Origin of the sequence: Dinghuibacter silviterrae (genome assembly GCF_004366355.1) — a bacterium.
GTDB classification, from domain to species: domain Bacteria; phylum Bacteroidota; class Bacteroidia; order Chitinophagales; family Chitinophagaceae; genus Dinghuibacter; species Dinghuibacter silviterrae.
Genome location: NZ_SODV01000002.1, coordinates 976,424 through 997,099, shown reverse-complemented (window position 1 = coordinate 997,099; position 20,676 = coordinate 976,424). Strand labels below are relative to the sequence as shown.

At 56.1% G+C, this 20,676-nt stretch carries 19 protein-coding genes; 12 read left to right on the top strand and 7 right to left on the bottom strand.

Annotation, left to right across the window (positions count from 1 at the left end):
- Positions 1-277: 277 nt before the first annotated feature.
- From EDB95_RS21415 to EDB95_RS21390, 6 genes are all read left to right on the top strand, one after another.
- Positions 278-946: an FAD-binding oxidoreductase gene (locus EDB95_RS21415; protein ID WP_133997032.1), complete on the top strand. Its 669-nt coding sequence runs from the start codon at positions 278-280 to the stop codon at positions 944-946.
- Positions 947-955: 9 nt separating this feature from the next.
- Positions 956-1,999 (top strand): lipase family protein, encoded by a 1,044-nt coding sequence (locus EDB95_RS21410; protein WP_133997029.1) that lies wholly within the window; start codon positions 956-958, stop codon positions 1,997-1,999.
- A 119-nt stretch (positions 2,000-2,118) separates the two neighbouring features.
- Positions 2,119-3,048, top strand: coding sequence for a LiaF transmembrane domain-containing protein (locus tag EDB95_RS21405; protein WP_133997026.1), 930 nt, complete (start codon positions 2,119-2,121; stop codon positions 3,046-3,048).
- A 31-nt stretch (positions 3,049-3,079) separates the two neighbouring features.
- Positions 3,080-3,439, top strand: coding sequence for a DUF4288 domain-containing protein (locus EDB95_RS21400; protein WP_133997024.1), 360 nt, complete (start codon positions 3,080-3,082; stop codon positions 3,437-3,439).
- Positions 3,439-4,497 carry a sensor histidine kinase gene (locus tag EDB95_RS21395; protein WP_133997021.1) on the top strand — a complete coding sequence of 353 codons (1,059 nt, stop codon included), beginning with the start codon at positions 3,439-3,441 and terminating at the stop codon, positions 4,495-4,497. The genes EDB95_RS21400 and EDB95_RS21395 overlap by 1 nt, the downstream gene beginning before the upstream one ends.
- Entirely contained in the window at positions 4,475-5,203 is a 729-nt protein-coding gene (locus EDB95_RS21390) for a LytR/AlgR family response regulator transcription factor (RefSeq protein WP_133997018.1), read from the top strand. Before EDB95_RS21395 ends, EDB95_RS21390 begins: the two co-directional genes overlap by 23 nt.
- Here EDB95_RS21390 and EDB95_RS21385 read toward each other — a convergent pair.
- Positions 5,200-5,931, bottom strand: a complete 732-nt coding sequence (locus tag EDB95_RS21385) for a DUF4197 domain-containing protein (protein WP_246073757.1) — start codon at positions 5,929-5,931, stop codon at positions 5,200-5,202. The genes EDB95_RS21390 and EDB95_RS21385 overlap by 4 nt on opposite strands.
- A 46-nt stretch (positions 5,932-5,977) precedes the next feature.
- Between EDB95_RS21385 and EDB95_RS21380 the strand changes: the two genes are divergently transcribed.
- From EDB95_RS21380 to EDB95_RS21360, 5 genes are all read left to right on the top strand, one after another.
- Complete coding sequence (locus EDB95_RS21380; protein WP_162852714.1) at positions 5,978-7,111, top strand: NAD(P)/FAD-dependent oxidoreductase; 1,134 nt, start codon at positions 5,978-5,980, stop codon at positions 7,109-7,111.
- Between the two features lie 108 nt (positions 7,112-7,219).
- Positions 7,220-8,863, top strand: a complete 1,644-nt coding sequence (locus tag EDB95_RS21375) for a PKD domain-containing protein (protein WP_133997010.1) — start codon at positions 7,220-7,222, stop codon at positions 8,861-8,863.
- Positions 8,864-9,415, top strand: a complete 552-nt coding sequence (locus EDB95_RS21370; protein ID WP_133997007.1) for an RNA polymerase sigma factor — start codon at positions 8,864-8,866, stop codon at positions 9,413-9,415. It abuts the gene before it with no gap.
- Positions 9,412-10,884, top strand: coding sequence for a porin family protein (locus EDB95_RS21365; protein WP_133997004.1), 1,473 nt, complete (start codon positions 9,412-9,414; stop codon positions 10,882-10,884). Before EDB95_RS21370 ends, EDB95_RS21365 begins: the two co-directional genes overlap by 4 nt.
- Positions 10,885-10,968: 84 nt before the next feature.
- Positions 10,969-11,151 (top strand): GlsB/YeaQ/YmgE family stress response membrane protein, encoded by a 183-nt coding sequence (locus EDB95_RS21360; RefSeq protein ID WP_211352173.1) that lies wholly within the window; start codon positions 10,969-10,971, stop codon positions 11,149-11,151.
- On the opposite strand, the gene EDB95_RS21355 is transcribed toward EDB95_RS21360, so the two are convergent.
- Both EDB95_RS21355 and EDB95_RS21350 read right to left on the bottom strand, forming a co-directional pair.
- Positions 11,148-12,587, bottom strand: a complete 1,440-nt coding sequence (locus tag EDB95_RS21355; protein ID WP_133996999.1) for a hypothetical protein — start codon at positions 12,585-12,587, stop codon at positions 11,148-11,150. The two genes, EDB95_RS21360 and EDB95_RS21355, sit on opposite strands and share 4 nt — an antisense overlap.
- On the bottom strand, positions 12,578-13,546 hold the full coding sequence (locus tag EDB95_RS21350; RefSeq protein ID WP_133996996.1) for a pepsin/retropepsin-like aspartic protease family protein: 969 nt from the start codon (positions 13,544-13,546) through the stop codon (positions 12,578-12,580). Before EDB95_RS21350 ends, EDB95_RS21355 begins: the two co-directional genes overlap by 10 nt.
- A 54-nt stretch (positions 13,547-13,600) precedes the next feature.
- On the opposite strand from EDB95_RS21350, the gene EDB95_RS21345 reads away from it, so the two are divergent.
- Positions 13,601-14,371 carry a glutaminyl-peptide cyclotransferase gene (locus EDB95_RS21345; protein WP_162852713.1) on the top strand — a complete coding sequence of 257 codons (771 nt, stop codon included), beginning with the start codon at positions 13,601-13,603 and terminating at the stop codon, positions 14,369-14,371.
- 7 nt (positions 14,372-14,378) lie between these two features.
- Here EDB95_RS21345 and EDB95_RS21340 read toward each other — a convergent pair whose 3' ends face one another.
- The 4 genes from EDB95_RS21340 to EDB95_RS21325 are packed head-to-tail and all read right to left on the bottom strand — an operon-like array spanning position 14,379 to position 20,624.
- Positions 14,379-15,263 carry a class I SAM-dependent methyltransferase gene (locus tag EDB95_RS21340; RefSeq protein WP_133996990.1) on the bottom strand — a complete coding sequence of 295 codons (885 nt, stop codon included), beginning with the start codon at positions 15,261-15,263 and terminating at the stop codon, positions 14,379-14,381.
- Positions 15,264-15,284: 21 nt separating this feature from the next.
- Positions 15,285-15,914: a hypothetical protein gene (locus tag EDB95_RS21335; RefSeq protein WP_133996987.1), complete on the bottom strand. Its 630-nt coding sequence runs from the start codon at positions 15,912-15,914 to the stop codon at positions 15,285-15,287.
- A 12-nt stretch (positions 15,915-15,926) separates the two neighbouring features.
- Entirely contained in the window at positions 15,927-17,573 is a 1,647-nt protein-coding gene (locus EDB95_RS21330; RefSeq protein WP_133996984.1) for a TonB-dependent receptor, read from the bottom strand.
- A gap of 3 nt (positions 17,574-17,576) precedes the next feature.
- Positions 17,577-20,624 (bottom strand): tetratricopeptide repeat protein, encoded by a 3,048-nt coding sequence (locus tag EDB95_RS21325; protein WP_133996981.1) that lies wholly within the window; start codon positions 20,622-20,624, stop codon positions 17,577-17,579.
- Between the last annotated feature and the right edge of the window lie 52 nt (positions 20,625-20,676).

Genomic DNA, 20,676 nt, shown 5'->3' with positions numbered 1-20,676 from the left:
TCATTCATAGGTGGAGTGCACCGGTGCAAAGGTTCGCGTGTGTCTCAGCAAAGGGGTGTGTCTTTTTCCCTCTTTTCCGTAGGTCTTAAACACGCAATGTGGGCCTAAATCCTACGGAAAAGAGGGAAAAAGACACACCCCTTTGCGGTCCCGCAGCCCGGTGGCGAATTTGAGCAGGGAAGGGCGGGTCTCGCGGGCCGGTGGCGGGGCAGGGCCAGACCCGCAAGGAGGAGATTCCGGCTTTAATTTTGTATATTATCCTACAAACCAAGAATCTATGGATATTTTTCCCGTGCGGGTCCTCTCGACGAGGTGGGTGACCCATGACGTCAGGCAATTCATGGTGGATAAGCCGAAGGGGTACAGCTTTGTACCCGGGCAGGCGACGGAGGTGACGCTTCCGGGGGATAAGTGGAAAGGCGAGCGGCGGCCGTTTACGTTTACGGGGTTGAATGAGTGGGACCATCTGGAGTTTACGATCAAGATTTACAAGGATCATCATGGGGTGACGGAGCAGTTGGGGAAGATCGAGGTGGGGGACGAGATCGTCTTGCACGATGTCTGGGGCGCCATACAGTATAAGGGGGAGGGAACGTTTATTGCGGGCGGGGCGGGGATTACACCTTTCATCGCGATTCTGAGGCAGTTGCGGCGGGACGGTGCTTTGGGAAACAACCGGCTTATTTTCTCCAACAAAACGGAAAAGGACATCATCCTGAAGGAGCAGTGGGATGAATGGCTGCGGGGGCGCGTCCAGTATACCCTGACCCGGGAAAAGGTGCCGGGTTTTGGATATGGGAAGATCGACGAGGCCTGGCTGAAGACGAACATCAGCAACTTCAAACAACAGTTTTATGTCTGCGGACCGGACGGCCTGGTGGCGGATGTCAAAAAGGCGCTGGAACACCTGGGGGGAGCGGATACATTGGTGACTGTGGAATTGTAAGGATAAAATATGAAATACATCTTGCTTACGGCGCTGGTTATACCCTGTTTGGTTTGCGCACAACTCAGGCCCGGGTTCGACCCTCGTGAATACATCCGGTTGCTGGAGATCAGCAACCGGCAGATTGATACGCCCTGGAAAATGAACGACCGGATGCTCCCGGAGCCAGCGGGTTGCCGGCTGGTCTACCGGTCGCCGGTAACGGGGCTGGATAACCGCTGGGACCTTTGGCTGGACGGGGACTCGGTGGGGATCATCAGCATCCGGGGATCGGTCGGGCGGGAGGAATCGTGGTTGGAAAACTTTTACTGCGCCATGGTACCGGCAACGGGTATCCTCCAATTGAACGACAGCACTTCCTTTCACTATAAACTGGCGGAAGACTTCAAGGCTTCTGTCCACGTGGGCTGGCTCATCGGCATGGCGAGCCTGGCGCCGACGGTGGTGGAGAAAGTAAAAGAATACAAAGAAAAGGGTGTACGGTCTTTTATCATCATGGGGCACAGCCAGGGCGGGTCCATCGCCTTTCTGCTGCGGTCCTACCTGTATTACCTGGACAAAAGCCTCGTGATCAAAACCTATTGCAGCGCGGCGTCCAAACCTGGCAACCAGTACTATGCCTACGACTTCGACTTTATTACGCGGGGCGGCTGGGGGCTGCGGGTCGTCAATACCCGGGATTGGGTGCCGGAGACGCCTTTCTCCATACAGACCCTGCGGGATATGAACCCTGTCAACCCGCTGGCCAAGGAGTCATTTTTCTCCAAAATATATTTGGGGAATGATTATAAAGAGCTGGACGAGGCGACGACGCAGGCCGCCGCGACGTACCGGAAGGACCTGGGCGAAAAGTTGTTCCAGAAGGTCCGGAAATTCCTGCCGGAGCTGGTAGAACCCAAATACGACCCGACCATGAACTATACTCCGGCAGGCACGACGGTCGTGTTACCCCCCTACCCCGGGTATGACAAGGCGTTTGTGGGTTCCGCCCTGGCCGTGATGGTGCACCATGGGCTCAGGGCCTATTACGAGTTGACGGTGCATGATTATTAAACCGTTTACCGGCGTTTTACCCCCCTTTACCGACCTTCCCGCCCCCCCGGCCTAAAGCGGCTTGTAAGCCCCGTTATAGGCGTTTAGCTTTGTGTCATTGTTGATCAAATTCTGATAAAATGGAACCAAGGGATATTCAAGACGAGCAAAAGGAAGAAAAGCCGAAGCCTGGTGGTCCCCGCTTTAAGAAGAACCCCACGGCCTGGAGGATACTGGCTGGATTTTTTGTGGTGCTGGCCGGCTGCGCCTTGTTGTTGCAGCGCCTGGGATACTTTTTCCCCTGGTGGCTGTTCACCTGGCCGGTGCTCCTGATCGGGATCGGGTTGTTCACCGGAATAAAAAGCGGATTCCGCTTTTTCGGATCGTTCATCCTGGTCGCGATCGGCGCCCTTTTCCTGGCGCAGGAGGTCTTCAAGGACTTCCAGATCGAGCGCTATATCTGGCCGGCGGTCATCATCACGATCGGGTTGGGGGTCATGTTCGGACGGAACAAAAAGTGCGGTCACTGGGGCGGTCACCCCTGGGGCGGGCAATGGGGAGGCCCCGGAAATCCCCGCTTCAAAAAGCGTTGGGAGGACAAGATGCAGGCCCGCTGGGGAAACGACTGGCGGCAAAAATTCGAACAAATGCGCCAGGAAAAACATTCCTGGAGAGAATTCGAACACCATTGGCGGAAGTCCCGGTATAACCCCGGGGCTTCCACCCCCGATGGGGAAATGATCGAGGTCAATGCCGTCTTTGGCAGCTCCAAGCGCACCGTCCTTTCCAAAAACTTTGCGGGCGGGGAGATCAACGCCGTCCTGGGGGGAGCCGAGGTAGACTTCAGCAAGGCGGACTTTACCGGCCGCATTGTCCTGGAGGTCAATTCCGTTTTTGGAGGCACCCGTATCATTCTCCCGCCGACCTGGACGGTCATTTCAGAAATGGACACCGTTTTCGGCAGCCTGGACGACCACCGTCCCACCCAACTGTTACACCCTGACCCTGAAAAGGTCCTCGTGCTGCAAGGCGCTTCCGTATTCGGGGGCACCGAGCTCAGCGTCGGATAAGCCAAACACCTACCACACCAAACTCTTTTTTATGAACTGGTATCTTGCGAAAATTTCATTCCAAATCATTTGCGGCGAAGGGAACCATCATCCCCAGTTTGACGAACAGCTCCGGTTGATCTCGGCACGAGATGAGGAAGAAGCCCTCCAAAAGGCCAGAACCATCGGCCGGAAGGAACAGGACACCTTCCTGAACCAACACCAGAAGCTGGTCCAATGGAAATTCATCGACGTGTCGGAGCTCTATAAGATCAGCGACCTGATCGACGGTGCTGAGCTGTATTCGAGGATCGAAGAACCCACGAACGCGGATACCTACATCGAGCTGATCCACCGGAAGGCACAACACATCGAATCCCATACGACTCACTCCCTACTGCAACTCGTCTGATGGCAAAGCCTCCGATAACAGTGACCCGTTTTAAGATCATCTTCTCCGCCTGCTGGCTGGCGTGGGCGCTTGCGAACACCTGGCTGCTGGTGCGTTTTGGGTTCAAGCCGTATGTCGCTTTTGATGACGCTTTTGTCACCAACGGCTTGTTTTGTGCGGCCTCCGTTATGCTGAGCAACAACCTGGGGTATTACCGGCCCCGTCAGGGAAAGATCTATATCCTGTTGATATGGGGGCTGGGCCTGGTCGGTATATGCATCGGCCTGGACCACCTGCTCCTGTCCTCCCTTCTCCCCGGGGAGACGGCTTACCTGGACTTCCTGTCCAAATCGCTCCCGGCCCGTTTTTGTCTCGGGCTCCTGCTCCTTGGTTTTACCGCCATGTTGAGCCTGTTGTGGTATAACATGGAGGACCAGCAGGAAAACGAGCGCCGGCAAAATTCGACGGAGCGCCTGGCCCGGGACGCGGAACTGTACAACCTCCGCCAGCAACTCCAGCCGCACTTCCTTTTCAACAGCCTGAACTCGATCAGCGCCCTGGTCTGCAGCGAACCGGAACAGGCCCGCAAAATGATCCAGCAGCTATCCGAATTCCTGAGGGGAACGATCAAAAAGGACGAGCAGTCCCGGGTCCCCCTTTCCGAGGAGCTGGAATATTTACAACTTTACCTGGAGATTGAAAAAGTCCGGTTCGGGCACCGCTTGTCCACGGTGATCGAAAGCGACGAAGCGGCGAAGATCCTCACGATCCCTTCGCTTTTGCTGCAACCCATTGTGGAAAATGCAATCAAGTTTGGTCTTTACGACACAACGGAAGCGGTGGAGATCCGCATCAGCGCCGCCGCAGTACAAAAGGACCTCGTCCTTGAAGTGACCAATCCCTTTGACCCGGAAACTTCGTCTCCGCGCAGGGGTACGGGGTTTGGGCTGAATTCGGTGCAAAGAAGGCTTTACCTGATCTATGCCCGCAACGACCTGTTACAAACTTCCGTATCCGGAAACTTATTTACGACGATTATTAAAATACCACAGATACATGATCAAAGCGATCCTGATTGATGACGAGCCGCTGGCCAGGGCCGTGCTGAAAGAATACCTCCGGGACTACCCGGACATCGAGGTGGTGCAGGAATGCAACGACGGCTTCGAGGGCGTAAAGGCGATTCAGCAACACAAACCGGATTTACTTTTCCTTGATATACAAATGCCGAAGATCAACGGTTTCGAGATGCTCGAATTGCTGGAACAACCACCCGGCGTCATTTTTACAACGGCCTTCGACGAATTCGCCCTAAAAGCCTTCGAGGCCCATGCAGTGGACTACCTGCTCAAACCCTTTAGCAAGGACCGGTTTGCCAAGGCGCTCCAAAAATGGAAGGACCATGCGCCGGCCGTCACCCCCGCGCTCCTCGATACCGCGGCGGAAGCGCCTCAACAACAGGAACGCGTCGTCGTAAAGATCAACGGCAAGATCAAAATCATTCCTGTCGAAGACATCGAGTATATCGAGGCGGCCGACGACTATGCGCGCATCTTCACCAAAGACGGCAATTTTCTAAAGAACAAGACCATGGCCTTCTTTGAAAAAAGCCTGCCTTCTTCCGATTTCGTGCGGGTCCATCGCTCCTACATCCTCCATGTGCGGCAGGTGACGCGTATCGAACCATACGAAAAGGACCAGCAGATCGCGCTGCTAAGGGGCGGGGCGAAAATTCCCATCAGCAAAAACGGATACGCCCGGCTTAAACAGGTACTCGGGCTTTAATGTCCCGAGGCCTGTGCGCTGCCAAAGACTTTTTGAAGGAGTGCGGTCGTTCGCGCGGCAGGATTGGCGCGGATGTCTTTTTCCTGCAGGGAGATTTCGTAAAAGATACCGTCCAGTGCCTTTCGGGTACAATACGCGACCAGGTCGGGGTTGACTTTTTTGACAAAGGGTGCCTTATTATAGGTATTGAAGACGTCGCCCCAGTATTTGGTGGCGTCGGTCTTTTGCAGGGAGGTATTGATGATGGGTTTGAAGGAAGTCGTGAGCGCGATGGTCGTCTTTACCCGCAGGTAGTGGGTGGCGGCGGTGTCCCCTCCCTGGAGCAGCCCAAGGGCGTCCTGGATCGTCATCTGGGTAATGGCATTGAGAAATATCTGGGCCGCCGACTTGGTGGCGTCTTCCGCCGCACGGTTCATGGATAGGATGGCCTGGTCTACCTGGGGGCCAAAACCCATACCCCTTAGGGTATTTTCTACCTTTGCAGCCTCGGGCGGCATCAGGATCTTGATGGCCGCATTCTTAAAAAATCCATCCACCGCGGAAAGCTGGGTCGTTCCTTTCTGGACACCGTTGCTGAGCGCTTCTTTTAGAGCGGATCCCACGTCCCCCTGGGAAAGGCCACCGCCACCGCTGACGGCGTTTTGGACATCCTTGAGAATTTGCGCCTGGGCGGCCGGGGCGGCCAGGAGAATGAAGAGTACTAGGGCGTATTTCATGCCGTTTTGCATAAGGATTGTAATTTTAGCAGTGCTAAATGTAGGCAAACCCGCGCTTATGGCAATGGAGAACGCAACTTTCAGTATCTGGGAAAAAGAAAGCTACCTGGGTCCCCGGGATGTCGTCATCGTCGGAGGCGGGCTGGTGGGCCTTTGGAGCGCCTGGTTTCTCAAGCAGGCCCATCCTGCGCTGACGGTTACGCTGTTGGAACGGGGGCTGTTGCCCTCGGGGGCCAGTACGCGGAACGCGGGGTTTGCCTGTTTTGGAAGCCCGTCGGAGATCCTTGCGGACATGGCTTTGTCGGGGCGGGATGCTGCCCTGGCCCTCGTAGACATGCGGTTTCGCGGGTTGGAAATGATGCGCCGCCTTTTGCCGGATGCAGTTACGGGGTTTGAAGCTTGTGGAGGGTATGAGTGTTTTACCAGTGCCTCCGTGTTGGACCGCCTCGATGCGTTAAACGCGGACCTCCGGGAGATCACCGGGGTTTACCCAGTCTTTTCCCCCGCGGATGAGCGCCTGGCCTCCCTGGGCCTCACTGGTTTCGACCATCTGATCGCCAATCCCCTGGAGGGGGCGCTTCATTCCGGTCAACTCGTCCGGGCATTGACCGCGCGGGTACAGGATCTGGGGGTTACCTGTCTGACCGGGGTCACCGTACAGGGGTGGGATGAGGGGCCGACCGGTGTAAGGGTCCGCACGGATCGCAGCTTTTCGCTGGAGGCGGGTCGTTTACTCCTGTGTACCAACGGGTTCACCAAGGAGTTGCTTTCCGTCGACGTCACCCCTGCCCGGGGCCAGGTCCTGGTGACGGCCCCCATACCCGGTCTAAAACTCCGGGGGACCTTTCATTTTGATGAGGGATTTTATTATTTCCGGCACTTAGGCGACCGGGTCCTGCTGGGGGGTGCACGCAACCGGGCCTTTGCCGAGGAGACCACGGCGGTCCTGGAGACCAGTCCTACGATCCAGGGAGCGCTGGAAGCCTTTCTACGGGACCACGTCCCCCAGGCGGCGGGGGTTCCCATCAACCACCGCTGGGCGGGGATCATGGGCATGGGGGCGGAAAAACGCCCGCTGCTAAAGGCGGTGAGCGACAAGGTCTTTTGCGCCGTCCGTTTAAGCGGGGTGGGCGTGGCAATCAGCCCGCTGGTGGGGTCGCAGGCGGCGGACCTGGTTCTGGGTAAGGCCTAGACCGCCCATCCGGTGGAGGGGCACTTGGTAGCTTGGCACTTTTTTTTGCTCCGGTTGCCCAACGTTTGATATAACATGGCCCGTACATGACCATATCAAACATTCCCGATGAAACAATTTTACCTCCTGACATTATTGTGCTGCCTTGGCCTCACGCTGGAGGCGCAGCCCATGGATACCACCACTTGCTCTTTTGGGCCTGTATCTTTTTCCTACACAACGGATACGCCCTTTACCGTTCACCTGACGGCCCTTCCCAACGACACCGGTTTGTCGTATAAATGGGCCTTGGGGGATGGGGATACTGCCTTTGGCAGGGTGGTTACCCATAGATATTCGTCCAGCGGTCCGTACACGGTCACCGTTTTCGTTTCTAACGGCACCTGTACCGGCCAGTCCACGATGAACGTTGTACCCGGGCCTCCCCCACCCCCTCCACCCTGCAGCGTGACCATTTCTTCGCAGCCGGATACCGGTAAGACCTATACCTTTTCCGTCTCCGCCTCCAACCCTGGTGGCGACAGCACTTTTGCTTACCGCTGGTTGATCAACGATAGCGTGATCTCCAGGGCACGAAGCTTCGTGTACACCTTCCCAAAAGCCGGTACTTACCAAGTGTGTGTCTTCCAGACCTCACCGGATTCCAACTGCAACGCGGAACAGTGTGTGCAGGTGACTGTTCCGGGAGATACCACCGGCACGCCCTCCTGCAGTGCTGCTTTTGCTTACTTCGTCAACGGGAATTCCGTTCAATTTTACTCGAACGATACGGCACCCGGCGTGGTCAATACCTGGTATTTCGGGGACGGCAGCGCACCGGGGACCGGACCATCACCCGTGCATGTGTTTGCCCCGAACCAGATTTATTCCGTATTACACCTGGTGTCCGATTCCGCCCATCATTGCCAGGACTCGTCCTCCCAACGCATTACCATCGGCCGTCCTCCCTGTTCCGTGACCATCAGTACCCAGCAGGATACCGGAATGACGTATACTTTTACCGCCGCCACCACCAATTTTGGTACGGATACCTCTGAAACCTATCGCTGGTACATCAACGCTACCCTTGTCTCCACCGCATCGAGTTTTACGTACACCTTCCAGCTGGCCCGCGACTACCAGGTCTGCGTCCTCCAGACCTCGCCTGATTCGGGTTGCACGGCGCAACAATGTATAACCCTGACGGTCCCCGCCGACACGACCACCCCGCCGCCCCCCGACACTTGTTCGGTATTCTTTGTCTACAGCATGGATACCCTGCATCCCGGTTTGGTCGCCTTTCATGCAATAGCCACACCGAAGTCTGACTCGACCGTGTATACCTGGTTTATCAGTACCGACTCCGGATCGACCGGGCCTGCGATAACGCCGGTTACGCTGACGGGAAGCAACCCGGAATACACCTTCCAGGACAATGGCGAATACGCTGTGCAGCTCACGGCGGCTACGCCTGGCTGTACGGCATTCACGGACCAGGTCATCACCATCAGCCATATACAGAACACCCGCATAAAAACATACCCGAACCCGGTCACCGACATCGTGCACGTCAATCTTAATTTACCGGTGACAGAACCCATCCGCGTCACTATCTACAATGCAGAGGGTGTTCCGATGGATGCGTTCCAGACGGGAGGCGTGAGCGGGTTGAATATCCTGAGCATACCCGTGAAGAACCTGTCCAGGGGGATCTATTTTATGCACATACAATATGGTAATACGAGCAGGGAAAGCCGGTTTCAAAAACTGTAAATGCCGCCTAGCGACGACGACATACGGATATTGATCAAAGGTTGCTTGGATAACGACCGCAAGGCACAGGAGCAGGTGTATAGCATGTTCTATGAGGCCATGATGCTCCTGTGCCTGCGGTATACCAAAAATGAAGCGGACGCCGTAGAGGTATTGAACAACGGTTTTCTGAAGGTGTTTAAAAAGATCGGCCAGTATGACCCCTCCAAGGCCGCTCTTTCCACCTGGATCAGGAGCGTTATCGTTCACGCGGCGATCGACTTTATCAGGGTGCGAAAGCCGCCCCTGGTTTCGATGTCTCCTTCCTACGAGGAGGCCTCGCCCATCGAAAACGTGGCCATCCAAAAGATCGCCGCCGGGGAGTTGCTCGCCTTGGTACAACAATTACCAGGCACCACCCGGCTGGTGTTCAACTTGTACGTCATGGAAGGTTTTAACCATAGGGAGATCGCCTCGCTCCTGGATATGAATGAAGGAACAAGCCGCTGGCACCTTAGCGAAGCCCGAAAACTCCTGAAGCAAACCATTCAATTACAGCAAGTGAAAACATGAGCGACCAAAGGGAAAATAGGACAACGTGGGAAGAGATCCTCTCGCAGGCGCAGACGCCGCCGCTCCCGGCTTCCTGGAAGGCCATGGAAGGGCTCCTGGACCAGGAGATGCCGGTTCGCCGGGGCGGGCGCGGTTGGCGATGGATGCTGCTGCTCCTGCTGTTGCTGCTGATCGGCGTTTGCCGGTTGTATAGGGGCGGGGGGCGCAGGGGGGACCCTCCCGCGGTGGCGACTTCCGCTGCAGCGGGCACTGCCAGAGTGCCTACTGCCAGGACACCCTCTGCGGAAGCGCCTTTTCTGGCGGCGCCAGAGGACGGGTACACACAGCATGCGGGACGTACGCCGGAGGTGGTGGTCACGCCCGAAACGGAAGGCGCTGGATCGGTGAGCAGCGCACCGGGCGCTGGAGAAGCCTCCGGGCGGGGCCTTGATGAGCGGGCTTTCGGTGCGCCGAACGCCGATAAGCAGCCCCCCGGCGCGTGGACCTTTGGCGCGCGGCAGACAAAAAACGCGCATGACAAGCCGACGGGGGAAACAGCAGGCATTGTCGGCGAGGACACCGCCGCAGGCGAGCAGCCCGTGAGCGGGCAGCCGGCAGGCGAGCCCGCGACGGACACCGCGGCAACGGCATCCGACGTTACAAAAAAACAACAAACATCCTTCACCCGCTCACCCTCAACCATCGCGCCCGCGCCGGCTCCGCAAAAACCGGCGCAACAGAAACCGGCGCCGCAGAAATTGGCGCCGCCCAAAAACAAAAAACCGCCCCCGGTGCCGGACGGCCCCTACAAGGGCATTACCGCCGGTATCGGCCTGAACCAGTTTTTCCCCGTGGGCCAGCAGGTCAATGCCCATTTCAACGCAGAGGGCACCAACGGCACGATCACCGACTACCTGCCGGTGCCGGTGCTGCGGTATTTTTTTAGCAGGAAACTGTATGTACAGGTAGAAGCGCAATTCAATACGCCACAGTATACAGGTAAGAACGTGCTTGCCAGTGAGACCGTTGACTCCAGCAATCTGGGCGGCGCCACTGCCAATTCCGTGTATATCCGGAAACTTTTTTACTTCAACCTCCCGGTCAGCATATACTACAGCCCGATCAAGCATCTTTACGCAGGGGTCGGTCTGGAGTATGCAAGATTGACCAACGGGGTGGCGGATTTTCAGGCGAGCCAGTCCTATGGGACAAACGGCCAACACGACTCCATCCTGTATACCAAAATCCAGACATTTAAAGGCGACTCCATTTATCAAAAGCTCCGGACACACGAATGGCGGTTAACCGGAGACCTGAACTACCAGTGGGAGGGTTTTACGCTGGGGGTCCGGTACAATTGGTCATTAAACAAGTTTATCAACGTACACGTCTCCAGCACCCAGGTCACACAGTCCCGGAACAGCTCGCTTCAAGTATATCTTAGGTATACGTTATGGCGGCAAAAATCCTTGCGTAAGCTAAAAAAATAAGGTACTTTTCTTAAAACATTGCTTATGCACATCATCTGGACTCTGATTCTTGGCGGCCTGGCCGGTTTTATCGCGGGCAAACTTATGCGTGGAGAAGGATTTGGCATCCTGTGGGACATTGTGGTCGGGATCATCGGCGGTTGGGTCGGCGGCTGGATCTTCGGCCTTATTGGTCTCCACGCAGGCGGCACTTTCGGTTCCTTTATCGTGGCCATCATCGGTGCCGTCATCCTGATCTGGGTCATACGCATGATCAAGCGCGCCTAGTGCCCCATCCAAATCACTGAATTGCCCGTTCCAAATTCATTGTCCTCCCACAGGGGGTTACCGGGATCGATCATCCACTCTCCGTCGGCGATAAATTTATACAAATGCTTGCCGACCGACAGGTGGACACTGAAGATCCAATCCTCCCCTATGCGTTTCATGAGCAGGGAGCCGGTAGTCCAGGCATTGAAATCCCCCGCCAGAAACACCCGGGTCACGCCCGCAAACCCGTGCAACCGGAAAGTATAGTTGGGTGAAATGATGACATAGGAGTCGTCTGTCCCTTTTGCCGTGTTCTGCACGAAATAAGGGTTCTCCGGGTCGGGGATCGATTTGCCATCGACGATAAACCGGTAGCTGTAGTTGCCCGGTCCGAGGACATAAGGGAGCGCCCAGCCCGTGCTTGTTTTTCGCATCAGCAGTTCATAGGGTTTCCATCCATTAAAGCTCCCGGCCAGCACAACACTGGTGGCGGTGCCGTACCCCTTCAGGAAGAAACGATGCGGCTTTCCGATCGTGACAACCGAGTTGTACCCCTGGGCGCCGTCCGGCAGTTGGGCAGGGTTTTCCGGGTCCTGGTACCAGGTACCGTCGACGACGTATTTGTAGGTATGCGTCCCGGCCGCCAGGTAGATGTTCACCTGCCAGCCTGATGCAGTCTTATCCATGTTTAATTCGTGAGAAGCCCAGTTGTTAAAACTGCCCGCCAGGCAGACCTCCCGGGCGTTCCGGAAGCGGTTGAGCGTAAAGACGAAGTTGGGTTTGTAGTATACCGAATTGACGTTGCCTTGCCCGTCGTCTTCCTGGAGACGGTTGTCCACATCGATGGTCCAGCCGCCGTCGATGATGAATTTGTACCAGTATTTACCCGGTCCCAGCTTGACGTTCATGATCCACCCGCTATCCGTCAGCGTCATCCGAAGCGCGGCGTTCTGCCAGTTGGTAAAGCTGCCCGCCAGCAGGACGCCCCGCGCGCCGGTATGGCCGCGCAGGAAAAAGGTCACCATTGAATCCTGCACCAGGAAGGGATACTTGTGGATAAACCGGTTAAACCCATACAAAAGGTTGTCGTTCTCTGCCGGGAAAAGTTCCGCGAAGGTGGGATGCTCTTCCGTGATCTTCATCCTTTTGCCGACATCGCCTAAGTCGTCCGGTCCCGCGACCTGTTTGGACAGTTGGAGGACGCCCCTCGAATCCCGCTCGACCCTCCAGCCCTTTTTTTTCAGCCCATTGTAGTTGCGCGTGATCAACACCCGGCTCAAATCCATGTCGCCCAAGTCGTACCGGACGACAAAACTGTCCAGTTGCATTTTGCTGAGGTGCACAGGCAGGGTGATGTACATACGGCCGTTCATCAGGGTGAATTCCTGCGCCCGGCCCTGCAACACGAGCAAGACACCTATCAGAAGCCCTATGACCGTCCGCCTCATTTCCATATATACATTTTGCGGCTTACAAAGTTAAAACCTATTTTATGCAAGGAGAGAAAATCGAAGCTGAGCATCCCGTCGATACAATTGTTATAGGCGTCACACATGCTCTGTAGGTTGGTGATCAGGACGGGGAGGGAGGCAATCGTCTGGTCCCCCAGTTGCAGATCCTTCAGGTTCCCATAAAGGGCGTCTACCCGGGTATTGCCGCTCCCGCTCAGGTGTACCCTCCGGGTCACCTCGACGCTTTCAAAGACCTTGTTCGGCAGCCGGCTGTCGAGGACGCTGGTCTCCGCCCCGCTGTCGACGACGAAGCGCAGCTTTTTACCCTTCAGGGTGGTGTGGACGATGATTTTGTCGGCGTCCAGGTCTATGGGCACCGTGCCATAAGCGGAGGTATCGTTGAGCAGGGCGCTTCTGTACCCAGGACCATCTTTCCGGGTGAGCAGGTGCAGGTAGATGAGGCTTTGGTCATAGTCGATGATGACCTCGAATTTTTCAAAGAGTTTCATGCCCAGCAAGCCGAATATTTTTACCCCCTTTGTATTTTCTATATGTCCGAGGTTGATCAGGTCTGCGTCGAGGTGGAAGTAATGGACCGGACCCAGGTGAACACTGTCGACATGGGTCTGGAGCGCGTTCACTACCGCCCCGGTCACGCCCCCGCTTTCCGTAGGGTTGGTGGTCGGATACCGGCGGAAATAGGTAATGTTCAGGACCAGGTTGGGGGCGCCGGTGTCAAAGACGAAAAAGCCGTCCGTGGTATCCGCCTTGGCCCTGACCAGGATGAGGTTCCCTGCCCTTGTAAAGGGCAGGATACAGGTGGCCGAATCGCTGGTGACGACGGGATCCAGGGTAATGACGAGCGGGCGGCGGCCGGGCGGCGGGTCTTTCGGGTCGCCCGGGTCCGCCCGGACGGGCGCAGATATACAGATCCACCATATAGCCAGCAGGCAATACTTCACACTTCAAAATACACTATTTTTGCGTCGATTTAAGCAATCGATATGGGTCAAAAAATGGGGTGGTTACCCCTTGTCTTACTTTTCCTGGCAACTGCCTGCAACCACGACAGCGGCGATTCCACCAGCAACGATCCGCTGGCCCTCCATTATAAGATCATCCGCAAGCTTCCCCACGACACGACCGCCTTTACACAGGGGCTGGAGTTTTTTAAAGGCGTTCTTTACGAGGGCACGGGGGAAAAGGGCGAGTCCCAACTGCGGAAGGTAGACCTGGCCACCGGTAAAGTGCTCCAAAAAGTGGACCTGGATAAGGCGTACTTCGGGGAAGGGATTACCATCTTCGGGGACAAGATCTACCAGTTGACCTGGCAGAACCATGTCGTTTTACAGTACGACCTTTCCTTTAACCTGCTCCGGCAATTCACGCTCCGCACCGAGGGTTGGGGAATGACCCACGACAGCACCCACCTCATCATCAGTGACGGGTCCTCCATGATCTATTACCGGGATCCGGCTACCCTGGATTCGGTAAGGGTGATCAATGTGACGGATGGGAGCAACCTCGTTAACAACATCAACGAGCTGGAATATATCCACGGCTTTATCTATGCCAATATCTGGCAAACCGATTATATCTATAAGATCGATCCGGCCACCGGAAACGTGGTCGGAAAGGCCGATTTCTCCAACCTCCTCAAACACGAAGGCGAAACGGTGTATGACAGCAACGCCGTGCTCAACGGGATTGCGTATGACGACCAGACCGGGAAACTATACATCACCGGGAAGTACTGGCCGGCGATGTTTGAGATTCAGTTCCAATAACTCCGCGCTAGCGGCACACGTAGATGACCGACGAGCATAGCGCGGTATTGCCCCATGCCTTCCCGTTCGAGCGCAACCCGGTAAACACCGCCCCGATCAGGTTCTCGTGTCCGCTTTTGTACCGCTCGCTGAGCATGCTCACGTAAAAGCTGTCAAACCACATGGGTTGCAGACCGGTCACGCGCAAACCCACGGGCTGGAGCAGGCGCTCCATGGAGGCCGGGGAGAAGTGATACAGATGCCGGGGCACGTCGTAGGCCGCCCAGGCCGCCCCATACCGGTCCGCATCAAAGGAAGTATAGTTGGGTACCGCGATGATCAGGGTTCCCCCGGGTTTTAAGAGTTTCCTGAACTGGTCCACGTAGGCCTTCAGGTCGTGCACATGTTCCAGCACGTGCCAGAGGGTGATGACGTCGCAGGACGCAGGGGGCAGGTCAAACAGTTCGTGTACGGGCTGTACCGTCAGGCCATACAGCGAAGCCGCCTTCTCCCGGGCACCCGCGTCGGGTTCCAGGCCTTTGACCGTCCAGCCGGCAGTTTGCATCGTATGTAAAAACGCCCCCGTCCCGCAGCCGATGTCCAGCAGGTCTCCGGCTTTTTTCCCGGAGGCACGCTCCACGAGCTTTCGTTTGGACTGCAAGGTATAGGCGCGCACCTTATGGTAAAGACTGTTGACGAGGCCTTCCCTGGTGTCGCTGTGCGATATGTAGGCATCCGACTGGTAATAGGGACCAATATCTTCGATTCCCGGTACGTCCTGGGTAAAACGGACGGTGCAGCCGTCACAATGCCAGATGGCGAATGTTTGGCCGGATACCGTATAATCTTTTGCCTCCAGGGCGGGATGGATCGTGGACGCCCCGCAGACGGGGCAACGGTCGTAATGGATCATGCTGGTGCAAAGAAAAGGCTTTTACGGCGTATTCTGCGGCAATGCCTGCTGGTTCCGAAAAGCATCGACGTGCCCGTTATGGTCATACATATAATAGGCCAGCACGGTGATGCCGATCACGGCAAGAATCAGCGCCCACACCCACCAGCGGGACCGGCGGCGCGACGAAGCCTCCTCCTGGAGCAGCTCAGCCATTTCGGTATTGGTCTTTTCGGTATCCCCCACCTGGATCGTATGCTCGGCGTTGGGGTGGATGACCCTTTCAGCGGCAACGGGAGGGAAGGCAAAAATAGATTTGGAGGTCAGGTCGAAGGTCATATCCCCGGCAATGCCTTTGCGGATGATGCCAAAACCGTCCCATTCGAGGGGAACGCCCTTTCGGATACCTTCGACAGCCGCGGTGCAAAAGTCATCCAGTTGCCGCTCGGCCACGGCCTCGGAGACCTGCATACTGCGGGAGATAAACCGGACCTGGTCGTGGTGCGCCGGAACGGGTATTTCCGGGGTGATCCGGGCAGCCGGCGTGGGGGGCAGGATACGCTTGTTGACGATGTCCGTCTGGCTGGCCCGGATATAGACTTGCACGAAGCCGATACCCGGGAGGCCCAACTGCTGGTATTGCAGCAAATATTTTAAAAGGATTTCCTTCATATTTTTCTGTCGCTAGCGTCGCTGGCCGAACGAAAATACAACTCCCCCCAGAATATTAAAGCCGAGCACGTCATATTGATTCCAGCGCTGGTATGTGTTGTTCAGGATGTTGTTGCAATCCAGCCAAAGTCCGACGGTTTTGGAAATATTGAACTGGATGCCCGCGTTGACGTCGAAGGCGCCGCTCTGCTGTGCTTCGGTCTTGCCCAGGGTACGGTAGTACGGCCCCTGCCAGGTAAAGAGGTCGGCCTTGAGGGTGACGTCCTTGACGGGTTGCCAGCGCAGCTTGGCGTTCAGGTCGAAGGGCAGGAGCTCCCAGGGTTCGGGCTGGGACGACTGACTGATAAAATTATTGATGTCGGCCCCCACCGTCAGGCTGAAATTTCCCGGCGCGGTAAACCCGAGTTCACCGTGGACCTGCAACTCGTTCAACTTGGACTCCTTGACCGTCTCAAAACCCATGCCCGTTATCGTATCGTTGACAAAAAGCGGCAGGTCGGCGTATGTTACATAAGACATTTTAGCCATATACGTTACATGGGGACCGGCGCTCCCTTTGATCCCGCCCCACAGGTTCCTGACCTCGGTGTTGTATTGCGACAGGGGTTGGTCTACATAAGGGTTGAGGCTTTCGAGGTACTGATAGGTATTCTTTTGATAGTACCCGTTCCAGCCTCCGATCAGGGAGAGCGGTTCGGTGAGCTTCAGGCTGAAATCGATGTGGGGAAAAAGATTGAATTTCCCCCCCGCGCTGTTGTCCCAACTGGGGTTGATCCCTGCGTTGAGGGTAAAGACCTCATTGTGATAGTTCAGGACGGGTGTGACATAAAAGATGTTGTTGGTGATCGTACTGGCCAGCGAATCGGTTTTGTAGAAGGTGAGGTCACCCGCGACATTGACACGGAAGGCCCAGTTGTCGCCGAAACGACGCTCCAGGGGTACGGACACCAGCGCATTGATCTCGTTACCGCTCCGGTTGTCCCTAAAGACGTTGAAGTCGACGTTGGGATCGTAGGAAAAGCCATATTCGTTGGAGGTCGCGTTGCGAAGCCCGACCTGTGCGTGAAACGTCGTGAAATTGTGGGCGATCTGGTCCTGGGAAAACGTGTACAGGCTGTGGTTGTAGCCATACTGGTTGTACTCGTCGAGCTTGTACCCTACTTTGCCATAGAGGATCGAGTTGCCGGTATGGACATGGCCGTCGGCCTGGACGGCGGTATTGCTGTAGTTCTGGAACTGGATATTGCCCTTGGAGGATATATGGCTTGCGTAAAGGCCAAACATGTTGTCTTTGTTCCCAAAGCTAAACCCGGCCTCTGCATAAGGGGTGGTAAAATTGCCAAACCCGGCCTTGACATAGTTCGCGTTCTCGTGGATACCGTTTGAGTCGGGCTGCATAATCATCGGCTCCAGACCGGCGGGGAGATAGCTGAAGTACAGGCTGGGGGCGGGAATATCATAAGTCAGCACGGGGAGCTTGTTGTCCACGGCCGGAAGGGTGGCGTTAAAGTTGATCTTGGAAGCGGTCTGCAAAACGGGTTTATACGTGGACGTCACGTTGACCGTACGGTTGGGCAATACCGTGTCCTTATCCTGGGCGTGTACCGTAAAGGACCCGAGCGTGGCCATGCCTATCAGTAGAATGTTGCGTTGCTTCATATCTTATTGATCACCGATTTTGGAATGTTGGGCTTCTTCCGCTTTGACCTGGTCCAGCCGCTGTTGGGCGAGCTGTTTCAGTTCGGGAATAGAGGCGTTCTGCGCAATGCTCTGGAAGGTCGCCTTGGCGTTGAAATAGTCCTTGCGTTTGTCATAGACATCCCCCAGCAACAAGTAAGCTTTGGTCACCCAGAGGTCGTATGACCCGCTTTTGTTGATGACCTCGAAACCGGCCTTTTCCGCGGCATTGAGGTTGTTCTGGTCCAGGAGGATGTGGGCGATCTCGTACCTCGCTTCGGCAGCCCATTCGCCCCGGTTGAGGGAAATAACGGTTTTATAGGAGACGGCCGCCTGGTCGTCTTGACCCTGGAGCTGCTGGTTTTTCCCGGTGACCAGGGCACCCAGCGCCTTATCGTCCGAGCTCAGTCCTTTACGGGACAGCAGGTCGCGGGCCACGAGGGAGGCGGAGTCATAGTGCTGGAGCGCGTATTGACAACGGAGCATCCCCCTCAGAGCCTCCATCTGGTTCTGGTCGCTGGTGGCATAGTCCCTCAACCGGCTGAAATAAATGCTGGCCGAAGGGATGTCCTTTAACTCGAAATAGGCGATCCGGGAAGCCGCCAGTGCGGACTTCTCAGCGTATTTGCTGTCCCCCTGGCCGACCACGTAGTCGTAACCGGCGAGCGCTTCCGGCCATTTCTTTTGCTGGGAAAGACACTCGGCACTATAAAAGTGAGCGGGGATCAGGTGCGCCCCCTGTGGGTATTTGGCGATATAGTCGGCAAACTGGCGTACGGCGTCGGGACAACTGCCGTTGTCGTATTGAAGCTGTGCCGCCGCATACGTCAGCGAGTCGGCCTCGCTCCCCGAGACGCTTTTGCCCGTCGTATTGGCGTAGGATATATAATCGCCCGGCCTTCCCAGGTCGACGTAGATGGACTTGATATTCGCCAGGGCCTCGTCGGCTTCGGGGGCGTTGGGGTATTGCTGCACGAGCTGTTTGTACGAAGCCAGCGCAGCGTCGGTTTTATTCAGGTTATAGTTGACAACCCCCAGCTTCAGGAGCACCTTTGGTTTCAGGGTCGTCGCAGAGGGATCCGCCGCGATGTTGTTGAGGTAGGGTATCGCGTCCGAAAAGCGTTCTTCCGCGATAAGGGTGTTGGCGATCTCCATGTTGCTTTCGGACACCAGGCGGCTACCCGGATATGTCCGGGCCACCTGCTGGAGCAACTTCACTTTAGCATTGCCGTTAGTGATGCCCGCGATCATCGCTTCCTGGTAAAGCGCATAGTCGCTCCCCTGCCAGTGGTAGGTCAGTGCCAGGTCGTAGTTTTCCTTGGCCCTTCGATAGTCACGCGCTACGAAATAGCAATCCCCGGCCCTTACATACGCGTCCTGTTCGACCGCGGGGGTTCCAATGGCCGGTGTCGCCGTCCTGGCTACCTGCTGAAAATACCCAAGCGCCTGGTTGTAGTCCTGGAGTTGGAAAAGACAATACCCCATGTCATACCTGGCTTCCTTTGCACCAATGTCCCCCTGGCCGGTCCGGCCGCTCCTCAGGTATTGATCGAGGTAGCGGATCGCCGTATCGTATTTGCCGGCTCTGTACGCCAGCTCTCCTTTCCAGAAAAGGGTCGGGGCCAGCACCTGGTCGTGGTAGGGCGCCGCCAGCACCTTCCCAAGCAGGTCGTCGGCCTCGGTGAGTTGCTGGTCGTTGATGTACTCCACCGCGCGTCCGTAGAGGATGCGGGGATACAGGCGCTGGGTCGTTTCGGACGGGTTCTGAATGCCTTGCAGGAGTTCGAGCGCTTCCCGGTAGTTGCTGGTGTTGGCCAGCAGCCCCACGAGCAGCTCCCGGGCTTCCGGCGCATAGGTGGACTGGGGGTAGGCCGACAGGAATTTCTTCAGGCTCGTCAGCGCGATGTTCTGGTATCCCAGCTCGACGGACAGCTTGCCGTAGTTGAACAGGGACACTTCCCGCTGCTGGGGATAGCTGCTGTTGTCGGCGCAAAAAGAAAACGCGTTTCGGGCGCTCGCTTTCTGCCCGGTCTTCAGGTAGGCGTCGCCTAATAGGTACATCGAGCTTTGGCTGAGGGAATCGGTCCGGTCGCTCAGTTGCTTGAAACCATCAATCGCTTTGTCGTATTGGGCATTCTGGTAATAACAATAGCTCAGCTCGTACATCTCCTCCCTCGTGATCTTGTCGGATCCGTTCATATACGCTTCAAGGTAGGGAAGCGCCTTGGCGAATTCTTTTCTTTCAAAATACATGTGTCCGACCAGCCGGTTTAACTCAAGGGCGTAGGAGCTGCCCAGGTATTGCTTCAGGACGGCCGCGCCCTTGCTCAGGGCCTTGTCCTTCTGACCGAGGAAATAGTAGATCTCGGTTTCATAAAAGGAAGCGGTACCCTGGTACGCAGGGTTGGCCTCTGCCTTTTGAAAACAGTCCAGGGCTACGGGAAACTGTTTGTCCGCATAGGCGATATAGCCGTAATAGTAGTTCGCGTCCACATAATGGGGATCACCCGGTACCTGGCGGATCGCGTCAAGAAGGGGTTTTGCCTTGTCGTATTGTTTTTCGCTGAAATAGGCGTATCCCAGTTCAAACTTCTGCTTGGCAATTTCGTCGTTGCTCAGGTTGGCGATACCGGCCCCCTCCAGGTAGGTCAACGCCTTGGCGAAGTCCTTGCGCCTGTAGTAGTAGTCCCCTAAGTAGAACGACAATTCCTGGACCCGGGCCTGGTTGTTAACGGAATTGATATACTCCTTGGCCGGTTCCACCGCGTCGTTCTCGTCGTCCAACAACTGACTGGCATAAAGGTAAAAGTAGATCTCATCCGTCTTGAGCGACTGGGGATCGGCGCCCGGCTCCCTTAATCCCTGCTGGAGCTCGCGAAGCAAAGGCAGGGCCAGGGTATATTGCTCGTGGTTGAAGAACCACTCCGCCTGTTTGAATTTCGCATCGGGGTCTGTATGAATCGCGGAGGGCTGGGCCTGCAAGGTGCATATACAAAAAACCAATCCTGAAAGGAGAATCAAGTGCTTCGTCATGCTATGGATTAGGTATATTGATGATAATAACGGCTTTTTCACAGGTTATAGT

Coding starts and splice junctions, on each gene's coding strand:
- EDB95_RS21415 (WP_133997032.1), top strand. CDS start 278: ATGGATATTTTTCCCGTGCGGGTCCTCTCGACGAGGTGGGTGACCCAT.
- EDB95_RS21410 (WP_133997029.1), top strand. CDS start 956: ATGAAATACATCTTGCTTACGGCGCTGGTTATACCCTGTTTGGTTTGC.
- EDB95_RS21405 (WP_133997026.1), top strand. CDS start 2,119: ATGGAACCAAGGGATATTCAAGACGAGCAAAAGGAAGAAAAGCCGAAG.
- EDB95_RS21400 (WP_133997024.1), top strand. CDS start 3,080: ATGAACTGGTATCTTGCGAAAATTTCATTCCAAATCATTTGCGGCGAA.
- EDB95_RS21395 (WP_133997021.1), top strand. CDS start 3,439: ATGGCAAAGCCTCCGATAACAGTGACCCGTTTTAAGATCATCTTCTCC.
- EDB95_RS21390 (WP_133997018.1), top strand. CDS start 4,475: ATGATCAAAGCGATCCTGATTGATGACGAGCCGCTGGCCAGGGCCGTG.
- EDB95_RS21385 (WP_246073757.1), bottom strand. CDS start 5,931: ATGCAAAACGGCATGAAATACGCCCTAGTACTCTTCATTCTCCTGGCC.
- EDB95_RS21380 (WP_162852714.1), top strand. CDS start 5,978: ATGGCAATGGAGAACGCAACTTTCAGTATCTGGGAAAAAGAAAGCTAC.
- EDB95_RS21375 (WP_133997010.1), top strand. CDS start 7,220: ATGAAACAATTTTACCTCCTGACATTATTGTGCTGCCTTGGCCTCACG.
- EDB95_RS21370 (WP_133997007.1), top strand. CDS start 8,864: ATGCCGCCTAGCGACGACGACATACGGATATTGATCAAAGGTTGCTTG.
- EDB95_RS21365 (WP_133997004.1), top strand. CDS start 9,412: ATGAGCGACCAAAGGGAAAATAGGACAACGTGGGAAGAGATCCTCTCG.
- EDB95_RS21360 (WP_211352173.1), top strand. CDS start 10,969: ATGCGTGGAGAAGGATTTGGCATCCTGTGGGACATTGTGGTCGGGATC.
- EDB95_RS21355 (WP_133996999.1), bottom strand. CDS start 12,587: ATGGAAATGAGGCGGACGGTCATAGGGCTTCTGATAGGTGTCTTGCTC.
- EDB95_RS21345 (WP_162852713.1), top strand. CDS start 13,601: ATGGGGTGGTTACCCCTTGTCTTACTTTTCCTGGCAACTGCCTGCAAC.
- EDB95_RS21340 (WP_133996990.1), bottom strand. CDS start 15,263: ATGATCCATTACGACCGTTGCCCCGTCTGCGGGGCGTCCACGATCCAT.
- EDB95_RS21335 (WP_133996987.1), bottom strand. CDS start 15,914: ATGAAGGAAATCCTTTTAAAATATTTGCTGCAATACCAGCAGTTGGGC.
- EDB95_RS21330 (WP_133996984.1), bottom strand. CDS start 17,573: ATGAAGCAACGCAACATTCTACTGATAGGCATGGCCACGCTCGGGTCC.
- EDB95_RS21325 (WP_133996981.1), bottom strand. CDS start 20,624: ATGACGAAGCACTTGATTCTCCTTTCAGGATTGGTTTTTTGTATATGC.